At 65.9% G+C, this 967-nt stretch carries 1 protein-coding gene and 1 pseudogene; one reads left to right on the top strand and one right to left on the bottom strand.

Going from position 1 to position 967, the window contains the following annotated elements; all coding sequences use genetic code 11:
* A pseudogene (locus PX701_RS18370) lies at window positions 1–585 on the top strand (IS5 family transposase); the annotation flags it as partial.
* Here the strand turns inward: PX701_RS18370 and PX701_RS18365 are convergent.
* A partial coding sequence (locus PX701_RS18365) for a hypothetical protein (RefSeq protein WP_275507121.1) occupies window positions 582–967 on the bottom strand: 386 nt, incomplete at its 5' end. The pseudogene PX701_RS18370 and the gene PX701_RS18365 sit on opposite strands and share 4 nt — an antisense overlap.

Here is a 967-nt window from a genome sequence, read left to right as displayed (position 1 = left end):
GCGCGCACCAGCACGCGACGACTCTTCCGCGGGTCACAGGGGGACTTGTCGAATTACAAGAAACTGCTGGCCGAGCCCGCTGATCACGGGATCGGCCGTTCGCGCGGCGGACTGAGTACGAAGATCCACCAGCTCGTCGACGGTCATGGGCTGCCGTTGGTCGTCCTGGTCGGGCCCGGGCAGGCCGGCGACGCCCCAATGTTCCCGATTCTGATGGGCCACCTTAGAGTCGCCCGCCGCGGTCCCGGCCGACCAAGATCCAAGCCGGACCGGGTCCGCGGCGACAAGGCGTACTCATCTCGCGCGATCCGTGCGCACCTTCGACAGCGTGGCATCGTCGCGGTGATCCCGGAGCCGGCAGATCAGGCCGCTCACCGGAAGCGGCGGGGCAGCAGTGGCGGCCGCCCCGTCCGCTACGACGTCGAAGACTACCGCGGCCGGAATGTGATCGAGCGCGGCTTCAACGACACAAAGCAGTGGCGCGGGCTGGCCAGCAGATACGACAAACTCGTGCTCACCTACCGTGGCGGGGCCGTCCTCCGGGCCGTCACGCTCTGGGCAAGCCGCATGAGCGAGACTCGCTAAGCCAGGAAGTCCTCGATCTCCTTGACCACGGAGGAGAAGGCGCCGCCGACATCGCTGAACTCTGGGCAGAAGCTATAGACCTCGCCGTCACGCAGGAACTCGACGTCTGCCCATCCGCCGGCCCAAACGACAATCTCGAACTCGCTGTCAGCGCCCCGGCGAACTCGAATTCCGAGCGAGTCGGGCAGTTGGACGCTCTCGCGATCCGAAGTGATCGGCTGAGGCCAACGCGCCATCTGATCCCGCCAAGTAAAAGGCCCAACCCAGGCCAAGCGCTGCCATTCCTTCACGACAGGCGACAATCGCTGCGCGAGGACGTCCAGGTCTACGAGGCGCTCCACATCCACATCATGCCGCAGGCGCATTAGGAGACACGCCCTAG

It is taken from the genome of Agromyces chromiiresistens, assembly GCF_029167465.1.
GTDB classification, from domain to species: domain Bacteria; phylum Actinomycetota; class Actinomycetes; order Actinomycetales; family Microbacteriaceae; genus Agromyces; species Agromyces chromiiresistens.
The sequence above is the reverse complement of the archived record's forward strand: the minus strand, read 5'-3'. Positions and strand labels throughout refer to the sequence as shown.